At 71.0% G+C, this 16,137-nt stretch carries 15 protein-coding genes; 9 read left to right on the forward strand and 6 right to left on the reverse strand.

Going from position 1 to position 16,137, the window contains the following annotated elements:
* Window positions 1-17: 17 nt before the first annotated feature.
* Window positions 18-1,667 carry a heparinase II/III family protein gene (locus tag PARJ55_RS0102970; RefSeq protein WP_036697291.1) on the reverse strand — a complete coding sequence of 550 codons (1,650 nt, stop codon included), beginning with the start codon at window positions 1,665-1,667 and terminating at the stop codon, window positions 18-20.
* Between the two features lie 30 nt (window positions 1,668-1,697).
* Window positions 1,698-2,927 (reverse strand): RsmB/NOP family class I SAM-dependent RNA methyltransferase, encoded by a 1,230-nt coding sequence (locus PARJ55_RS0102975; protein ID WP_036713733.1) that lies wholly within the window; start codon window positions 2,925-2,927, stop codon window positions 1,698-1,700.
* 96 nt (window positions 2,928-3,023) lie between these two features.
* Here PARJ55_RS0102975 and PARJ55_RS0102980 point away from each other — a divergent pair, with 96 nt between their 5' ends.
* The 6 genes from PARJ55_RS0102980 (at window position 3,024) to PARJ55_RS0103005 (ending at window position 9,628) form a co-directional block, all read left to right on the forward strand.
* The gene (locus PARJ55_RS0102980) at window positions 3,024-3,212 is read left to right on the forward strand and encodes a DUF1674 domain-containing protein (protein ID WP_028711645.1); all 189 of its coding nucleotides are present in this window, start codon (window positions 3,024-3,026) and stop codon (window positions 3,210-3,212) included.
* Window positions 3,213-3,371: 159 nt separating this feature from the next.
* Complete coding sequence (locus PARJ55_RS0102985) at window positions 3,372-4,553, forward strand: efflux RND transporter periplasmic adaptor subunit (RefSeq protein ID WP_028711646.1); 1,182 nt, start codon at window positions 3,372-3,374, stop codon at window positions 4,551-4,553.
* Between the two features lie 3 nt (window positions 4,554-4,556).
* Window positions 4,557-7,655, forward strand: coding sequence for an efflux RND transporter permease subunit (locus tag PARJ55_RS0102990; protein ID WP_028711647.1), 3,099 nt, complete (start codon window positions 4,557-4,559; stop codon window positions 7,653-7,655).
* Window positions 7,652-8,695, forward strand: a complete 1,044-nt coding sequence (gene selD, locus PARJ55_RS0102995; RefSeq protein WP_028711648.1) for a selenide, water dikinase SelD — start codon at window positions 7,652-7,654, stop codon at window positions 8,693-8,695. Before PARJ55_RS0102990 ends, selD begins: the two co-directional genes overlap by 4 nt.
* A 93-nt stretch (window positions 8,696-8,788) precedes the next feature.
* Window positions 8,789-9,145, forward strand: coding sequence for a hypothetical protein (locus tag PARJ55_RS0103000; RefSeq protein WP_028711649.1), 357 nt, complete (start codon window positions 8,789-8,791; stop codon window positions 9,143-9,145).
* Between the two features lie 63 nt (window positions 9,146-9,208).
* Complete coding sequence (locus PARJ55_RS0103005; protein ID WP_028711650.1) at window positions 9,209-9,628, forward strand: PaaI family thioesterase; 420 nt, start codon at window positions 9,209-9,211, stop codon at window positions 9,626-9,628.
* On the opposite strand, the gene PARJ55_RS0103010 is transcribed toward PARJ55_RS0103005, so the two are convergent.
* Window positions 9,629-10,324 carry a fumarylacetoacetate hydrolase family protein gene (locus tag PARJ55_RS0103010; RefSeq protein WP_028711651.1) on the reverse strand — a complete coding sequence of 232 codons (696 nt, stop codon included), beginning with the start codon at window positions 10,322-10,324 and terminating at the stop codon, window positions 9,629-9,631.
* A 113-nt stretch (window positions 10,325-10,437) separates the two neighbouring features.
* Here PARJ55_RS0103010 and PARJ55_RS0103015 point away from each other — a divergent pair, with 113 nt between their 5' ends.
* Genes PARJ55_RS0103015 through PARJ55_RS0103025 form a run of 3 tightly spaced genes read left to right on the forward strand, consistent with a single transcriptional unit; the run spans window position 10,438 to window position 13,390 of the window.
* A complete protein-coding gene (locus PARJ55_RS0103015; protein ID WP_028711652.1) occupies window positions 10,438-11,091 on the forward strand; it encodes a protein-L-isoaspartate O-methyltransferase in 654 nt (217 codons plus the stop codon).
* Window positions 11,092-11,114: 23 nt separating this feature from the next.
* Complete coding sequence (locus PARJ55_RS0103020) at window positions 11,115-12,509, forward strand: TolC family outer membrane protein (protein WP_051416137.1); 1,395 nt, start codon at window positions 11,115-11,117, stop codon at window positions 12,507-12,509.
* Between the two features lie 26 nt (window positions 12,510-12,535).
* The gene (locus tag PARJ55_RS0103025) at window positions 12,536-13,390 is read left to right on the forward strand and encodes a hypothetical protein (protein ID WP_028716396.1); all 855 of its coding nucleotides are present in this window, start codon (window positions 12,536-12,538) and stop codon (window positions 13,388-13,390) included.
* 77 nt (window positions 13,391-13,467) lie between these two features.
* On the opposite strand, the gene PARJ55_RS0103030 is transcribed toward PARJ55_RS0103025, so the two are convergent.
* The 3 genes from PARJ55_RS0103030 to surE are packed head-to-tail and all read right to left on the reverse strand — an operon-like array spanning window position 13,468 to window position 16,113.
* Window positions 13,468-14,628, reverse strand: a complete 1,161-nt coding sequence (locus tag PARJ55_RS0103030; RefSeq protein ID WP_028711655.1) for a LysM peptidoglycan-binding domain-containing protein — start codon at window positions 14,626-14,628, stop codon at window positions 13,468-13,470.
* Between the two features lie 31 nt (window positions 14,629-14,659).
* Window positions 14,660-15,310 carry a protein-L-isoaspartate(D-aspartate) O-methyltransferase gene (locus PARJ55_RS0103035; RefSeq protein WP_028711656.1) on the reverse strand — a complete coding sequence of 217 codons (651 nt, stop codon included), beginning with the start codon at window positions 15,308-15,310 and terminating at the stop codon, window positions 14,660-14,662.
* Window positions 15,311-15,318: 8 nt separating this feature from the next.
* The gene (gene surE, locus PARJ55_RS0103040) at window positions 15,319-16,113 is read right to left on the reverse strand and encodes a 5'/3'-nucleotidase SurE (RefSeq protein ID WP_028711657.1); all 795 of its coding nucleotides are present in this window, start codon (window positions 16,111-16,113) and stop codon (window positions 15,319-15,321) included.
* Window positions 16,114-16,137 lie beyond the last annotated feature (24 nt).

A 16,137-nucleotide genomic window follows, 5' to 3' on the forward strand; every position in this document is an offset into this window, starting at 1 on the left:
ATGGCGGATTTGGCCCGTCACCTACCCCCGGAACGCGCCAAGGTCCAGCCGATCTGGATGGCGCGGCCCTGCAGATGGGCGGAAATCACCATCTGGCGCGAGGGGCGCGGCTCGGCCAGCGCCCGATCGAGCAGGCAGGACGCCTCGAGCCGCAGCTGGCCCACGCCGTCATGGGCAAAGAGCCATTCATCGCCGGTGGGCAGGGTCAGCCGGATCTCCTGCCCCTGCTGGCGGGCCTGGATCTCGGGGTGCAGGTGGAAGCGGATGTCGAAGGCCAGCCCTTCGTCAGGGCGGATCTGGTCCAGCCGCGCCTGGGCGCTGGCATCCAGCGCCGCCAGCGAATCCTCGCCCCTCAGGCCCATGCCGTCGGGATCGAGCCAGAGCTCGCGCAGATGCGTCAGCCCGTGGCTGGCCAGCCAGCCGTCATGGCCGGCCAGCAGATGCGCCGGTTCCGGGGAATGCACCGGGCCGCAATCCGGCGCGGTCAGGTTGCCCAGGGCGTCGCAATCCCCGGCCCAGACCAGGTCGGGACGCTCGGTCAGGATGTCGGGCTCGCCCTCCTGCCGGTTCGGGTTCAGCCGCGAGGACGAAAGGCCGGCCAGGCACAGCGCCGAATGGCAGGGCGTGGCGCGGCTGGCCTTGGCCCAGAGCGGGCCGAAACCGTCGCCGGGGCCGCAATTCACGATCAGCGGCTGGCGCGCCACGGTCAGCTCGAAGGCCAGGGTCGAGGCATGGGCGCGGACCGCCGCCGGACCGCCGGGCGGCGGCGCGGCATCCAGGATCAGCGTGCTGCGCGCCCGCGCCATGCGGGCAAAGCCCATGGCCAGCCCGCCGACCGGCAGGGCCGGCCCTTCCGCCGCGCGCAGGCAGCGGTCGAGCCGCCCGGCCGCGCCGCGCCCGCCGCCGTGGAAACAGGGCAGCGCCCCGTCGGCATGGCGCAGCGCCCGCAGGATCGGCGCGATGGCGGCGATGATGGCGGGCAGTTCGGGGGGCAAGTCCAGCCCCGCCTCCTCCGCGACCTCCCGCGCCCAGACCAGCAGCGCCATGGCTTCCAGCAGCGCCTCGGGCGAACGGGCCTCGGACAGGGTGTCGATGCCCATGGCATCGGCTTCCTCGGCCAGGGCGATCAGCGCCGGCGCCGCCATGGTCTGGCGGTCGCGCAGCGACATGGCGCCGATGGCGAGCCCGGCCAGCGCCTCGAGCCGGCACAGCCCGTCCTCGCTGTCATACCAGCTGTCGCGCAGATGGTTCAGGTGCTGGTCGAGGGCGCGGAAATACGGCCCCGCCCCGTCGCGGTCGAGACCCGGCAGGATCATCCCGGCATGGAAGATCCAGCGCAGCACCCGCCGCCCGGCGACCTCGGGCATCCATTCCGGCGTGCCGGCCACGGGCTCGCGATGGCGGCGCAGCCAGCGCAGGACGTGGTCCTGGGCGATGGCGCGGGCCCGCGGCGTGCCGACGGCGGCCAGGTCGTCGAGCCAGCCGAAGCCGTGCAGCTCGGCCGCCACCGTGGGCGGCAGGTCGGCGGCGAAGAAATCGCCCGACAGGGTGATGCCGCCCAGATGCAGCGTGCCGTCGACGATCTGCTCGCCGCGACCGGGATGGCCGATGGCCTTGGGTTCGGGGCGGCGCAGGAATCCCCGGGGCGCGACGGTGCTATCGGTCATGGGCAACGCATTGACTTAGGACGCGCAACCTTAGGTCCGCCCAACGGTTTTCCGCAAGCGCGCGATGAAGAACCCGTCCATACCGCCGCGTTCCGGCCACAGGTCCGGGCGCAGCCGCAAACCGCCCTGCGGGGTGATCCAGCCCGGCTCGATCCCCGCGGCCTGCGGCGCCTCGACCGTCAGGCCGGGATGGCGGGCCAGCGCGGCGGCGAGCTGATCCTCGCCCTCGGCCGGCAGCAGCGAGCAGGTGGCATAGACCAGCCGGCCGCCGGGCTTGAGCAGCGTGAGCGCGTGGTCGATCAGCCGCGCCTGCAATCCGGTCAGCTCGGCCAGCCCCGCACCGTCGCGGATGCGCGGCAGTTCCGGGTGGCGGCGGATGGTGCCGGTGGCCGAGCAGGGGGCATCCAGCAGCACCACGTCCAGCGGCTGGTCGGGCCGCCAGTCCAGCGCATCCGCCGCGACCAGCCGGGCGGAAAGCCGGCAGCGGGAAAGGTTCTCGGCCACGCGGGCGAGGCGCGGCTCGGAGATGTCCAGCGCCGTGACCTCGGCCCCGGCGGCGGCAAGCTGCAGCGTCTTGCCGCCCGGCGCCGCGCAAAGATCGGCGATGCGCTCGCCCGGCCGCGGATCGAGCAGCCGCGCCGCCAGCGCCGCGGCGGCGTCCTGCACCCACCATTCGCCCGCCTCATAGCCCGGCAAGGCCGAGACCTGGGTGCCGGCGGGCAGCCGGTGCGAACCGGTGGGCAGCGCCTCGCCCGGGCAATCCGCGCCCTTCGGCGTCAGGTCGAGCGGCGCGCCGGCCTCATGCGCGGCCTCGATGGCGCGGGCGACCTCCTCGCCCCAGGCGGCGACGATGGGGCCGCGCAGCCAGGGCGGCAGCTTCTGCGGCGAAAGCCGCGCCCAGGGCTCGGCCGCGCCGGCGATCTTGCGCAGCACCGCGTTCACCATGCCGGCGGCGGCCTGGCCCTTTTGCCCCGAGGCGCGGGCCAGCGCCACGGCGGCATTGACCGCGCCATGCGGCGCCTCGGCCAGCGCCAGCATCTCGACGGTGGCCAGCCGCAGGATGCGCATGATCTCGGGGCGCGGGCGGCGGGCCAGCATCGGCGCCAGCAGCAGGTCGGCGCGACCCTCGCGCCGCAGCACCTCCAGCGCCAGGCGGCGGGCGCGGGCGCGGTCGGGGGGCGGCAGACGCTCGGTCAGCGCGGCGGCCTCGTCCAGCGTCGCGCCCTCGTCGACCGCGGCCAGCAGGCGCAGGGCGCCCATGCGTGCCGCATCCTTGACCGTTCTGCCGCGTGACTTGTCCAAAGCCTGCCCCTTGCCTAGATTGGCTTGGTCTAGCGCGAAGCAGGGGAAACCGCCATGACCGACCGCAAGGATCTGCCGCCCGCCGATCTTCCGCCCGCCGCGCAGCGCGCGCTGGCCGAGGCCGAGGAGCGCCGCCGCAAGGCAAAGCCGCTGGACCTGCCGGTCGAACTGGGCGGCCGCGACGGGCCCGAGCCGGTGCGCTACGGCGATTACGAGAAAAAGGGCATCTGCGTCGATTTCTGAGCCGCCGCGCCCGCCCGCGCGCGCCGCACGAGTATCTGCAGAACCGAGAAGACCGGGCCTGCTGGCGAATCCGTGATCGGCGATGCCTGCCCCGTTTACTTGCCATTGGGGTTTGCCGTCTAAAGAATGCGCCAACCATCAAACCGCAAGGAACGGCAGATGACCTCCGGGCAGGGGATTTTGAGATGCGCGGCGCTGGCGCTGCTTCTGGCGGCACAGCCATGGGGACAGGCAGCGGCCCAGGAGGGGGCCGGGCGACGCGGATCGCAGGGCCCGACCGAGGTCGGCGTGATGACCACCGCCGAGGAGGACGTGCCCTATACCGTCACCCTGCCCGGCCGCGCCATCGCCTACCAGCAGACCGGCATCCGGCCGCAGGTGGGCGGCGAAGTGCTTGAAATCGCCTATGATCCCGGCAAGCCCGTCAAGGCGGGCGACGTGCTGTTCCGGCTGGACCCCGAGACGCTGGCCGCGGCGCTTTCCGCGGCCGAGGCCGCGGTGGCGGGGGCCGAGGCCAGCCTGACCCAGGCGCAGAACACCGTCACCCGCTATCGCCGGCTGGAAGGCTCGGGCGTCTCGGCGGTGGAGCGGGCCAATGCCGAGGTGGCGCTGAAACAGGCCGAGGCGGATCTGAAATCGGCGGAAGCCGCGCGGGACGCGGCGCGGCTGTCGCTGCAGCGGACCGAGATCAAGAGCCCGCTGGACGGCATGGCGGATGTCGCGGCGGTCTCGGTCGGGGATCTGGTGACGGCGAACCAGTCCGAATCGCTGACCACCATCACCCAGCTCGACCCGATCTATGTCGATGTCTCGGAATCCAGCGCCCGCATGCTGCGCAACCGGGCGCGCATCACGGCCGGCCAGCTGGTGGTCAACGGCGGCGTGCAGACCCAGCTGATCCTGGAGACCGGCGAGGAATATCGCGGCGAGGGGCGCATCGTCAGCCCCGGCATCGCCGTGTCGCCCACCACCGGCACCGTGCCGATCCGGCTGCGATTCGACAATCCCGACGGGATGATCCTGCCCGGCCAGTTCCTGCGCGTGAAGCTGACGCTGGGCACCACCCGCGCCGTGCTGGTGCCGCAGCGCGCCACCAGCCGCGCCTCGGACGGCACGCTGACCGCCTTCGTCGCCCGCGACGGCAAGGCGCAGCAGGTCACGCTGAGCGAGCAGGGCAGCTATCGCAACAGCTGGATCGTCACCCAGGGCATCAGCCCGGGCGAGCAGCTGATCCTGGACGGGCTGGAGAACCTGCGCGCCGGCACCGAGGTCACCACCGTTCCCGTCACCATCGACGCCCAGGGCGTCGTGCGCGAGGCCAACGGGCGCGGGGAAGGCTAGGCCATGGCGCGCTTCTTCATTCACCGCCCGGTCTTTGCCTGGGTGCTGGCCATCGTGACCATGCTGATCGGCGGCTGGTCGCTGATCAACCTGCCGGTCTCGCAATATCCCGACATCGCGCCGACCACGATCCGCATCACCTCCAGCTATTCGGGGGCGACGGCGCGGGCGGTGCAGAATTCGGTGACCACGCCGATCGAGGACGCGCTGACCGGGCTGGAGGGGCTGCTCTACACCGTGTCCTCCTCCTCGACCGGGCGCAGCGTCATCACCCTGACCTTCGACGACAGCGCCGACCCGGTCGATGCGCTGAACGAGGTGCAGTCCAAGGTCCGCTCGGTCGAAAGCCGCCTGCCCGGCCCGGTGCAGAGCAACGGCGTCTCGGTCACCCGCTCGTCCTCGTCGATCCTGATGGTGGGCTCGCTGGTCTCGACCACCGGGCAGCATTCCACCATCGAGCTGGGCAACCTGTTGGAGCAGGTGGTCGAGGGCCCGGTCAAGCGCACCGAGGGCGTGGGCGGGGTCGATGTCTTCGGCTCGGGCTATGCCATGCGGATCTGGATGGACCCGCTGCGGCTGGCCCAGTTCCAGCTGACCCCCACCGACCTGACCACCGCCGTGGCGCAGCAGAACAGCACCGTCTCGGTCGGGGCGCTGGGCGAGCAGCCGGTGGTGGCGGGCCAGCAGTTCACCGCCAACATCACCGCGCAAAGCCAGCTGACCTCGGTCGAGGATTTCCGCAACATCCTGCTGAAGACCGGCGAGGACGGCGCCGCCGTGCGGCTGGGCGACGTGGCCGAGGTCGAGATCGGCCAGACCCGCTATGGCCGCGATTCGCGCTTCAACGGCATGAACGCTTCGGGCTTCGCGGTGAACCTGGCCACCGGCGCCAATGCGGTCGAGACGGCGAATGCCGTGCGCGCCACGCTGGAGGGGCTGAAGAACGCCCTGCCCGAAGGGGTCGAGGTGCATATCGCCTATGACACCGCGCCTTTCGTCGAGCTGTCGATCGAGAAGGTCTATCACACGCTGGTCGAGGCCATCGCGCTGGTCTTCCTGGTGATCCTGCTGTTCCTGCAGAACTGGCGGGCGACGCTGATCCCGATCATCGCCATTCCGGTGGTGCTGCTTGGCACCTTCGGCATGCTGGCGGCGCTGGGCTATTCGGTCAACACCCTGACCATGTTCGCGATGGTGCTGGCCATCGGCCTTCTGGTGGACGACGCCATCGTCGTGGTCGAGAACGTCGAGCGGGTGATGGAGGAGGACCGGCTCGGCCCGGTCGAGGCCACGGAAAAGAGCATGGGCCAGATCAGCGGCGCACTGATCGGCATCGCGCTGGTCCTGTCGGCGGTGTTCCTGCCCATGGGCTTCATGCCCGGCTCGACCGGGGTGATCTATCGCCAGTTCTCGGTCACGATCATCACCGCCATGGTGCTGTCCCTGCTGGTGGCGCTGATCCTGACGCCGGCCATGTGCGCCAGCCTCTTGCGGCAAAGCCACGGCCCGGCGCGCTTCGCCCCGGCCCGCTGGTTCAATGCCGGCTTCGACCGGGTGACGCGCGGCTATTCCGCCACCGTGCGCCGCAGCCTGCGCCGGCCGATGCTGGTCATGCTGCTGCTGGCCGCGATCAGCTACGGCGCGACGGATCTCTTCGGCCGCATGCACACCACCTTCATCCCCGGCGAGGACCAGGGCGTGCTGCAATCGCGCATCTCGCTGACCGAGGGCTCGACCGCGCAGCAGACCGCCGCCGTGGTGCAGGAGATCGAGGACTACATGCTGACCGAGGAAAAGGCGGCGGTGGATTCGGTCTTCGTCGCCATGGGCTTCGGCTTTTCCGGCACCTCGCAAAGCCGGGCCATGGTCTTCGTCAAGCTGCGCGATTTCGACCAGCGCAAGGACCCCGCGCTTTCGGCCAGCGCCGTCGCCTCGCGCGCCAACGAGCGGTTCCAGAACCACCGAGCGGGCCGCATCACCTTCCTGCAGCCGCCGGCGATTCCCCGGCTGGGCAATGCGGCGGGGTTCAGCATGTTCCTGCTGGACCAGACCGGCGGCGGAACCGAGGCGCTGACCCAGGCCGCCAAGGCGCTGGAACAGGCCGCGGCCGAGGACCCGCGCCTGCAGAGCGTCGAAAGCAGCGGCACCGAGACCGAGGCCGCGCTGAGGATCGATATCGATCAGCAGAAGGCGGAAAGCTTCGGCGTCAGCCTGTCGGGGGTGAACGCCATGCTCTCGACCATCTTCGCCGGGACCGAGGTGAACGATTTCGCGCTTGGCGCGCAGCTGCGCCCGGTGATCGTCCAGGCCGCGGCGGCGAACCGCATGCAGCCCGAGGACGTGGACAGCTGGTATGCCCGCAATTCCGACGGCGAAATGGTGCCCTTCACCGCCTTCATGACCACCCGCTGGGAGCCGGTCGAGCCCAGCCTGTCGCGCATGGACGGCATCGACGCCATCGAGGTCACCGGCCAGCAGAGCGACAGCGCCAGCTCGGGCGAGGCGATGGCGGCCATGGAGGAGCTGGTGGCGCAGCTGCCCGGCGGCTATGGCACCGCCTGGACCGGGCTGTCCTATCAGGAGCGGCAGTCGGGCAATCAGGCGCCCTGGCTTTTCGCCCTGTCCGCGCTGGTGGTGTTCCTGTCGCTGGCGGCGCTTTACGAAAGCTGGTCGATCCCGTTCTCGGTCATGCTGGCGGTGCCGGTGGGGGTGCTGGGCGCGGTGGTGGCGGCGCTGACCTTCGGCCAGGCCAATGACGTCTATTTCAAGGTCGGCATCCTGACCACCATCGGCCTTGCCGCCAAGAACGCCATCCTGATCGTCGAATTCGCCCGCGACCTGGAACGGTCCGGCCGCGCCACCGTCGCGGCGGCGGTCGAGGCGGCGCGGCTGCGGCTGCGGCCGATCCTGATGACCTCGCTGGCCTTTATCCTGGGCGTGCTGCCGCTGGCCATCGCCACCGGGGCGGGGGCGGCGGCGCAGAACTCGATCGGCATCGGGGTGATGGGCGGCATGATCGCCGCGACCTTCCTCGGCATCTTCATGGTCCCGGCATTCTACGTTACCGTGCGCCGGCTGACCGACAGGAGAGCCCGGACATGAACGACCAACCCCGACTGACCTCGCTGGCGCATGGCGGCGGCTGCGGCTGCAAGCTGGCGCCCTCGGTTCTACGCGAACTCTTGGCCGACCAGCCGTTCGCGGCGGCGTTCCCGCAATTGCTGGTCGGGACCGAGACCTCGGACGACGCGGCGGTGTATCAGGTGGACGACAACACCTGCGTCATCGCCACCACGGATTTCTTCATGCCGATGGTGGACGATCCGCGCGCCTTCGGCCGCATCGCCGCGACCAATGCGATTTCCGACATCTATGCCATGGGCGGGCGGCCGATCATGGCGCTGGCGATCCTGGGCATGCCCATCGACAAGCTGGCGCCGGACCAGATCCGCGAGATTCTGGAGGGCGGACGCGAGATCTGCCATCAGGCCGGCATTCCGGTGGCGGGCGGCCATTCCATCGACGCGCCCGAACCGATCTATGGCCTGGCCGTGATCGGCCTCTGCCACCCGTCCGAACTGCGCCGCAATGCCGATGCACGGCCGGGCGACGCGCTGATCCTGACCAAGGGGCTGGGCGTCGGCATCTATTCCGCCGCCATCAAGAAGGGCGCCCTGGACCAGGCCGGCATCGACGAGATGGTCGCCTCGGCCACCACGCTGAACAGGGTCGGCGCCGATCTGGCGAAACGGGCCGATGTCCATGCCATCACCGACGTGACCGGCTTCGGCATCCTGGGCCACGGGCTGGAGATCGCCCGGGGCGCCGGGCTGCGCCTGCGGCTGGAGCAGGCGGCGCTGCCGCTTCTGTCGCGCGCGGCGGCGCTGGCCGAGGCGGGATTCGTCACCGGCGCCTCGCTGCGGAACTGGGCCGCCTATGGCGCCGAGGTGGCGCTGCCCGAGGGGCTGCCCGATTGGCGCCGCCACCTGCTGACCGATCCGCAGACCTCGGGCGGGCTGCTGGTCGCCGTGGCCCCCCAGGCGGCCGAGGAGGTTCTGGCGCAGATTCGCGCCGCCGGTCATCCGCTGGCCGCCGTGGTCGGGCATTGCGCGGCGGGCGAGCCGGGAATCGCCGTGGCCTGACGGTTCTTTGGGTATTTGAGGAGCAAAGAAGTCCGGCCGGGGGAGGAACCGCCGCCGCCAGCCGGCGTTGGGCCGGCAGGAGGATGCAGCCCCATGTCGCAGATTTCCCTGATTCGTATCGCCGTGCTGGGCCTGACGCTGGCCTGGCCGGCCCTGCCGGTATCGGCCCAGACCGCCCCCGCCGGGGATGAAAAGCCGGCGCAGGCCGTCGCCGGGGCCGGCGAATGCCCGCCCGCCGCGACCCAGGCAGAGCCGGCCACGCCCGAGACGGCCTCGGCCGACGGCACGGCGCCGGCCAATTCCGGCTCGACCGGCTGGACCGGCGGCACCGGCGGATCGCTGATCGGCACCAACCCGTCCGGCGCGAATCACGCCACCAAAACCTGGCAGCCCGCCACCGCCCGCGGCCTCGATCTGGCGGGGCGGCCGGAACCGGCCCCGGCCTGCTGAGACGGCGGGGCGATTGACGCCGCCCCCTTCGCCGCCGAAGATGCGGGCAAAAGGGGGACCGCCTTGGACGACAGCCCGATTTCCGCCTCGATCGAGGCGCATTCGCCCTATTCCGAATCACTGGGGATGGAGGTGGTCGCCGCGACGCGCGACGCGGTCATACTGCGCATGCCGGTGACCCGGGCGCTGACCAACCGCAACGGCGTGCTGCATGGCGGCGCGATCATGAGCCTGGCCGATCATGCCGCCGGCACCGCCACCCATCTGCGGCTGCCGCCGGGCGCCGCGACCACGACGCTGGAAAGCAAGACCAATTTCCTGCGCCCGATCCGATTGGGCGACGTGGCCGAGGCGCGGCCCGCGGCCCTGCATCTGGGCCGCACCACCATGGTCTGGCAGACCACGATCACCCGCCGGGACGGCAAGGTGGCGGCCGTCGTCACCCAGACCCAGCTGGTGCTGGAATGGAAGGATCCCGACTGATCACTCGGCCGGGTCGATGGCCAGAACCACCTCGGCCAGTCCCTCGACCCCGCCCTGCAGCCGGTCGCCCGCCCCGACCGCGCCGACCCCGGCCGGCGTGCCGGTCATGATCAGGTCGCCCGGCGCAAGGTGGTAGTAATGCGACAGGTCGGCGATCAGCTCGGGGATGGACCAGACCATGTCCGAGATCCGCGCCCCCTGCCGCACCGTGCCGTTCACCTGCAAATGGATGCGCTGCGCCGCCGGGGCGAAGTCCCGCGCCGGGGTCAGGGCCGAGAGCACCGCCGCGCCCTCGAAATTCTTGCCGAGATCCCAGGGCCGTCGCTTGTCCTTGGCCGCGGCCTGCAGGTCCCGCCGGGTCATGTCGAGCCCCGAGCCATAGCCCCAGACCGCCGCCATCGCCTGCCCGGCCCCGATGCGGAAGGCCGGGGCGCCCAGGGCGACGACCAGCTCGATCTCGTGATGCAGGTCGCACGTGCCGGGAGGATAGGGCAGGGTCGCGCCGCTTTGTCGCACCGCATGGGCGGATTTCAGGAAATAGAACGGCGCCTCGCGATCCACCTCGCTGCCCATCTCGGCAGCATGGGCGGCATAGTTGCGGCCGACGCAAAAGATGCGGTTCACGGGAAACCGGGCCTGCTGCCCGATCACGGGCAGGGCGGCGGGCGGCGGCGGGGGAAACAGGAATTCGGCCATGCCGCGACCCTGCCACGGCAACACCGTCGCGGCAAGCGTGCCGGCCGCCGTTGCCCGCCCCGGATTTTCGTGGCAAGAGAGCACAAAGCCAACCGAGAGCAGGGTTCGCACAGATGACCGATTTCGCGCAACGCCGCACCATGATGGTCGATACCCAGGTTCGCCCGAACGAAGTGACCAGCTATCCCGTGATCGAGGCGATGCTGAGCGTCCCGCGCGAGCAGTTCGTTCCGGAGTCGCGCCGGGACGTCGCCTATGTCGGCAACAATATCGACCTTGTCCCCGGCCGCGTGCTGCTCGAGCCGCGCACGCTGGGCAAGATGATGGATGTGCTGAACCTGCAGACCAGCGACCTGGTGCTGGATGTGGGCTGCGGCTACGGCTATTCCGCCGCCGTCATGGCCCGCATCGCCGAGGCCGTCGTCGCCGTCGAGGAGGATGCCGCCATGGCCGCCGAGGCAGAGAGCCGGCTGGCCGCGCAGGACGTCTTCAACGTCGCCGTGATCCAGGGCCCGCTGGCCGAGGGCTGCGCCGGCCAGGCCCCCTATGACGCCATCCTGATCGAGGGCGCGGTCGAGCAGGTCCCCGACGCGCTGGTCGACCAGCTGCGCGAGGGCGGCCGCATCGTCGCCCTGTTCCGCGAGAACAACCTGGGCACCGTCCGCCTCGGCCACAAGCTGGACGGGCGGGTGAACTGGCGCTTTGCCTTCAACGCCGCCGCGCCGATCCTGCCGGGCTTTGCGCGCCCGCGGGGCTTCGCCTTGTGACTGCCGACAGGAAAGGCCATGGGATGTTTCGCAAAACGCTGAGAACCCTGCGCCGCCCGCTGATCGCGGCGCTGCTCGCGGGGGCGACGGCCCTGCCGGCAAGCGCCGAGACCCTGGCCGACGCCATGGTCGCGGCCTATCGCCATTCGGCATTGCTGGACCAGAACCGCGCCGTGCTGCGCGCTGCGGACGAGGACGCGGCCACGGCGCTGGCCCAGCTGCGCCCGGTCGTGCAATGGATCGCCGAGCACGGCTTCCAGAAGATCGAGGGCAATATCGGCCGCTCGACCAGCATCGGGCTGCAGGCGCAGGTCACGCTTTACGACTGGGGCCGCAACGCCATCGCCATCGACGCCGCCAAGGAGACCGTTCTGGCCACCCGCGCCGCGCTGGTCGGGGTCGAGCAGGACGTGCTTCTGGGCGCGGTGCAGGCCTATCTGGACGTGCGCAGCGCCACCGAGCAGGTCGACCTGCAGGCCAATTCCGTGCGGGTGATCGGCCAGGAACAACAGGCCGCCTCGGACCGGTTCGAGGTGGGCGAGATCACCCAGACCGACGTGTCGCAGGCCGATGCCGCCCTGGCAGCCGCCCGGGCCAGCCTGGCCGCGGCGCAGGGCAATCTGGAAATCGCCCGCGAAAGCTATCGCGCCGCGACCGGCCGGGCGCCTGGCACCTTGGCCCCGCCGCCGCCCACGCCGGCGCTGCCCGCCTCGCTGGAGGCTGCGCGCCAGATCGGCCAGCGCAGCCACCCGGCGATCCGCCAGGCGCAGCGCCTGGCCGCCGCCGCCGAGCTGGGCGTGGCCGCCGCCGCCGCCGAGCGCAATCCGACGCTGACCGGCCAGGCCAGCATCGGCCGGTCGCGGGAGCTGTCGGCGCAGACGGGCCTAGAGGGGACCCGCGACAGCCTTGGCGCCTCGCTGAGCCTCTCGCAGACGATCTATTCCGGCGGACGCCTGCCCTCGGCGCATCGCAAGGCCATGGCGCGGCGGGACGAGGCGCGGGGGGCGCTGCTGCATGTCTCGCGCCAGGTCGACGAGGCGGTCGGCAGGGCCTGGGCAGGAATCGACGTGGCGAGGGCGCAGATTCGCGCCATCGACGAGCAGATCGTCGCCGCGCAGCAGGCCTATGAAGGCGTGCGAGAGGAGGCGACGCTGGGCGCGCGCACCACTCTGGACGTGCTGGATGCCGAACAATCGCTGCTCGAGGCGCGGGCCGACAAGATTTCGGCCGAGGCCAATCTGCAATTAGCACATTATCAACTTCTGGCTGCTATGGGTTTGTTGACGGTGGAAAACCTGAAACTGGGGATACCGACCTATGACCCATCGGCCTATTACAACGCGGTGCAGGACGCACCCTATACCAGCAGGCAGGGCGAAAGCCTCGACCGCGTGTTGCGCGCGATCGGCAGGGACTGACGCCGCCCTCGATCCGGGGGCGCATCATGCAGCATGAAATGATGCGCCATCCGAACCCGCCCCCCGGGTCGGACAATGTCGGCGACGTGCTGGCCTCGATCCGCCGGCTCATCGCGCAGGATGAGGTGGGCTGCCGCATCCCGAATCAGACGCTGAACACGCCGCCGCCCGCGGATGGCCCGCCGGAGGCGCGGATCGCGCCGGTCCTGGCCGGGCAGTCCGCATCCCCGGCGCGAATCACCCCCCTGGTGCTGGACAGCAGCACGCTGGTCGCGCGCGCCCCGGTGCAATCGGCCGAGGCTGGGCAGCCCCGGGTCGATGCAGACCGGTCCGATCCGGAACCGCAGGCGGCCGACGAGGAATCGCTGCCGTTCGGCGACTGGCTGCGCGAGCCGCCGCAAGAGGCGGCAGGCGAACCGCATCCCAAACAGCCCGAGGCCCGCCCCGAAAAGGGCGCCGACGCAGAGCCGGCCCCGCCCGAGGCGGCGGAGGCTGAAGCGGCTGAGCCCGAAGCCCCCTTGCTGATGAGCTGGCCGGAGCCGGCGCAGATCCAACCCTTTGGCCCTTCGCTGGAAGAGCCTTCCCTTCCCACCGTGCAAATGGAGGAAACCATGCTGCATGCAAATGCTTCCGTGACCCCGATCAACCCCGCTGCCGAGGCGCAGGCCGCCGAGGCCATCGTCCGCGACTCGGGCGAGCCGCATCTCTTCGCGCCGCAGGAAAAGGACGCGCAAAAGGGCACGCATCTGCGCGGCATGATCCGCGAGGCGATCCGGCAGGAACTGCAGGGCGAGATCGGCAACCGCCTCAGCCGCAACCTGCAGCAGATGATCCGCCACGAGATCGAGCTGGCCCTGCGCCAGATGTGCGAACAGGACTGATCCGCGCGCCCGCGACCGGCCGGCGCCATGCCCCGGCATCGCAGCCGGCGGATTCCGCGGCGGAAGCCCGGCTCGTCCTAGTTCAGGTATCTCTCGGGATCGACGCTGTCGAAACCGTTGCGGACCTCGAAATGGACGACGCCCTGGCTGCGGGTCTTGCCCAGGGGGGTGCCGGCGCTGACCGCCTGGCCCTTGCTGACGGCCACATCGTCCAGCCCGGCATAGACGGTCATCAGATTGCCGTCGTGCCGCACCACGATGATCGGCACCTGGTCGGTGTCGCGGGTGATCGCGGCAACCGTCCCGCTGCCGGCGGCCGAAACCGTGCTGCCCGGCGCCGCCGAGATGTCGATGCCGTCGTTCTTGCCCTTCTGATAGGGGCGGATGATGGCACCGTCGGCGGGCATGCGGAACCTGCCGCTGCCCGAGGCAGCGGTGCGGGTCTTGCCCAGATCGGGGCTGGCCGGCTTGTCCACCGGGCTGGCGACGGGTTTCGTCTGCTCGTTCGGCAGCGGCTGGGCCGAAGAGGGCGGGCGCGGCGTCGGGCTGCCGCTGCCCGGCGCGGTGACGACCGCCGTGGCCGACGGGGCCTGTCCGGCGACCGGGATCAGCAGGCGCTGGCCGATGCGCAGGGCCATGTTCTGCGACAGACCGTTCCACTGCGCCAGATCGTTGGCCGAGACGTTGTATTTGCGGGCGATGGACCAGGCCGTCTCTCCGGCCGCGACGACATGCTGCCTGGGCTGGCTCGACGCCGGCAGCGTGGTGCTGGTCACCGCCCCCGCCCCGGCCGGGGGCACGTCCGGCTGCCTGATGCCCTGGCCGGCAAAGGGATCGCTGACCTGCCCGGTAGAGGAGGCGACCGCCGCCGGGGCGCCGCCCGCGACCCGGCGCGGCAGCGCGACCACCGCGCCCGGGTTCAGCACGGTATTGGCGCCGATGGCGTTGTGGCTGGCCAGTTCGGCCGCATTCAGGCCCAGCCGGGCGGCGATGGTGGCCACGGTGTCGCCCTGCCGCGCAATGGCGACCTGATAGCCGGGATAGGAGATCACCCCGCGCTGGTCCGGGGCCGGGCGGGGCTGGGCGCGTGCCGCCGCCCCGGCGGTGTCCAGCCCGCCGCCGCCCCAGCCGCGCAGGTCGGGGTCGAAATTGCTTAAATCCAGGCCGCCCTGCGGCCCGCAGGACGCCAGAATCGCCGCGGCGCCGGCGGCCATGGCCAACTGCCTGATCTTGATCATCTGCCCGTTCCTCACTCTGGACGGCCGGGGGTCATGTCTGTCCCAACCCCTCGACCAGCGGCACGAAGCGCACCTGCCGCAATTCGTCATAGTCAAAGCCGTTTTCGCCGCGGCGCACGCGGATCAGCGTCTGCACCGCATCCGACTGCCCGACCGGCACCACCATGATACCGCCGATCTTCAACTGCGCCAAGAGCGGGCCCGGAGGATCCTCGGCCGCCGCCGTCACCATGATGCGATCGAAGGGCGCCTGCTCGGGCAGCCCGCGCGAGCCGTCCGCGACCAGCGCGGTGATGTTGGTCAGGCCCAGGTCGCGAAACAGCGCCTCGGCCTCGGCCACCAGCCGGCGGTGGCGGTCGATGGTATAGACCCGCCGGCAGAGCAGCGACAGGACCGCCGCCTGGTAGCCCGAGCCGGTGCCGATCTCCAGCACCTTGTCGCGCGGCCCGACCTCCAGCGCCTGGGTCATCAGCCCCACGACCGAGGGCTGGCTGATGGTCTGGCCGCAGGGGATGGGCAGCGGCGTGTCGTCATAGGCGCGATCCTCGAAGTGGCCGCGGACGAATTCGCCGCGGTCGATGCGCTCCATCGCCTCGAGCACGCGCGGATCGGTGACCCCGCGCTGCCGCAGCGCGAACAGGAAGCGCATCTTGCGTTCGGCCGTCTCGGGATCGTCGCTCATGCCCAGGTTCAGCCCTCCTCCAGCACGCCGCGCAGCTCGGCCAGGGTCTTGTGGCAGGTCAGGTCCGGCCGCATCGGCGTCAGCGAGATATAGTCGCGCATATTCGCGTCCACGTCACTCTCCGGCGTGGCCTGCGCCGTCTGCGAGCCGCCCAGCACCCACAGGAACCGCCGGCCGTTCGGCGCGTGATAGGGCTCGACCTCGAAGCGCACGCCCTGACGGCGGCCCTGGGGCGCGACGCGCGTGCCCTTGACCGAAGCCGCGTCGCAGGGCGGGAAGTTGATATTGTAGAACAGCCGGAAATCCTCGTCCGAGGTCCAGTCGCCGTAATCCAGCAATTGCCGGATCAGCCGCGGCCCGTGCGCGCGCGCCGCCTGGAACGGATCGTCCAGCACGGCGGTGCGTTGGCCCATGTATTGCGACAGGGCGATGGCGGGCAGGCCCTGCAGCGCCGCCTCCATGGCGCCGCCGACCGTGCCGGAATACATCACGTTCTCGCCCGAATTGTTGCCGCGGTTCACGCCCGACAGCACCAGGTCCGGCGGGCTCTCGCGCATCACGTCGGCGATGGCGGCCAGGACGCAATCGGCCGGCGTGCCCTCGGCGGCGAAGCGGCGCGGCCCCAGCTCGGCGATCAGCGTCGGATGGACATAGCTGATGCAATGCGCGACGCCCGACTGCTCGAAGGCGGGGGCGACGGTCCAGACCTCGCCCCCCGGGCCCGCGACCTCGGCCGCGATGGCCTCCAGCGCCTCGAGTCCCGGCGCGTTGATGCCGTCGTCATTGGTGATCAGAATGCGCATATCCGTCCCTGTCCGGCCGCCGCG

Source organism: Paracoccus sp. J55 (genome assembly GCF_000513975.1).
In the GTDB taxonomy this organism is placed as follows: Bacteria; Pseudomonadota; Alphaproteobacteria; order Rhodobacterales; family Rhodobacteraceae; genus Paracoccus.

Coding starts and splice junctions, on each gene's coding strand:
- PARJ55_RS0102980 (WP_028711645.1), top strand. CDS start 3,024: ATGACCGACCGCAAGGATCTGCCGCCCGCCGATCTTCCGCCCGCCGCG.
- selD (WP_028711648.1), top strand. CDS start 7,652: ATGAACGACCAACCCCGACTGACCTCGCTGGCGCATGGCGGCGGCTGC.
- PARJ55_RS0103030 (WP_028711655.1), bottom strand. CDS start 14,628: ATGATCAAGATCAGGCAGTTGGCCATGGCCGCCGGCGCCGCGGCGATT.
- PARJ55_RS0103010 (WP_028711651.1), bottom strand. CDS start 10,324: ATGGCCGAATTCCTGTTTCCCCCGCCGCCGCCCGCCGCCCTGCCCGTG.
- PARJ55_RS0102970 (WP_036697291.1), bottom strand. CDS start 1,667: ATGACCGATAGCACCGTCGCGCCCCGGGGATTCCTGCGCCGCCCCGAA.
- PARJ55_RS0103035 (WP_028711656.1), bottom strand. CDS start 15,310: ATGAGCGACGATCCCGAGACGGCCGAACGCAAGATGCGCTTCCTGTTC.
- PARJ55_RS0102985 (WP_028711646.1), top strand. CDS start 3,372: ATGACCTCCGGGCAGGGGATTTTGAGATGCGCGGCGCTGGCGCTGCTT.
- PARJ55_RS0103000 (WP_028711649.1), top strand. CDS start 8,789: ATGTCGCAGATTTCCCTGATTCGTATCGCCGTGCTGGGCCTGACGCTG.
- PARJ55_RS0103025 (WP_028716396.1), top strand. CDS start 12,536: ATGCAGCATGAAATGATGCGCCATCCGAACCCGCCCCCCGGGTCGGAC.
- PARJ55_RS0102975 (WP_036713733.1), bottom strand. CDS start 2,927: ATGGGCGCCCTGCGCCTGCTGGCCGCGGTCGACGAGGGCGCGACGCTG.
- surE (WP_028711657.1), bottom strand. CDS start 16,113: ATGCGCATTCTGATCACCAATGACGACGGCATCAACGCGCCGGGACTC.
- PARJ55_RS0103015 (WP_028711652.1), top strand. CDS start 10,438: ATGACCGATTTCGCGCAACGCCGCACCATGATGGTCGATACCCAGGTT.
- PARJ55_RS0102990 (WP_028711647.1), top strand. CDS start 4,557: ATGGCGCGCTTCTTCATTCACCGCCCGGTCTTTGCCTGGGTGCTGGCC.
- PARJ55_RS0103020 (WP_051416137.1), top strand. CDS start 11,115: ATGTTTCGCAAAACGCTGAGAACCCTGCGCCGCCCGCTGATCGCGGCG.